Here is a 1,042-nt window from a genome sequence, read left to right as displayed (position 1 = left end):
AAACGACCAGGATATATGCTAAAATGCGGGATCAGGAAATATTGAATGAAATGGACCAGGTGAAAGCGAAGCTGCGGGATCTCACGGAATGCTACATTAAGTACAATAATTCGAATAAAGGGAAACCCGGTAAAGGATAGTACATATCTTCTATCCAAGCCTGTCTTACTTCCATTCAGAACAGAAAAGTCTTTTATGCCATTAAATTTATTCATTTTGAATATTTCTTCAAGACCTGGTTTCTTATATATAATTATTTCCATCGGAGAGGATAGCAAATGAACAGAGTAAAGATAAACTCAATAAAATAACGCCATTCACTGATGGCGTTATAAATCTTTCTCATAATGGTAGATGAAAAAGCTTCGTGGATTTCAACTATTCATTGTATCTATTACTTTTGATTGTACTCCCTGACTGAACTTTCATAAATTCGTCTGTCAGGCGTAGCTTTTAGCATCCCCGTTGTCACCAGATCGGATATTTTTTTATGGGAACGCCCCAGCATCTTTGCTACCTGATTAATACTATATGTTCTTTCAATCTGCAGTCTAGAAATCTTAGGCATCATCTTATCGAATATCCTTTCAAAAATCTCCTCCAAAGAGGACTCTGTTGTTTTAATAATTTTTGGCATAGTTTTAAAAATTTAAAATAAAATAATCTTTAATGCTGAATTTTGTTTAGTATGTCGGTCGTAGTTGTCTGATAATGAGTGTTGATTTAAATACACCCTCTGTTTTATTGCCCAAACTCAGTGCTATCTCCACTTCGGCAAATAAAGTTCCTTCAAAATATTTTGTATTGTAGATCCTTTATAAAGGACTTTTCCTCCAAAATAGATATAAGGTAATATCCCTTTTTTACGATAATCACTTAATGTACGCCGATGAACTTTTAAGAGCTTTGACAGTTCTTCGTCTGTAATATAATGTTCTCCATTCAATAACGGCTTTTGCCTGTCTAACAGGTCTTCAACCAGAAGGATTACACGTTCAATGGAGTTAAAGAAATAAGAGACTCTCGGATCTGATTCTGTTAT

2 protein-coding genes are annotated in these 1,042 nt (G+C 34.5%); both read right to left on the bottom strand.

All coding sequences use genetic code 11. The features are described from left to right. Positions 1-394: 394 nt before the first annotated feature. Complete coding sequence (locus JGH11_RS20055) at positions 395-637, bottom strand: hypothetical protein (RefSeq protein ID WP_201114767.1); 243 nt, start codon at positions 635-637, stop codon at positions 395-397. A 123-nt stretch (positions 638-760) separates the two neighbouring features. Further along, a partial coding sequence (locus JGH11_RS20050) for a helix-turn-helix domain-containing protein (RefSeq protein ID WP_236264280.1) occupies positions 761-1,042 on the bottom strand: 282 nt, incomplete at its 5' end.

This window comes from Dysgonomonas sp. Marseille-P4677, assembly GCF_016652235.1.
GTDB lineage: Bacteria > Bacteroidota > Bacteroidia > Bacteroidales > Dysgonomonadaceae > Dysgonomonas.
Note: the sequence above shows the minus strand (reverse complement) of the source record. Positions and strands in the feature narration are given on the sequence as shown.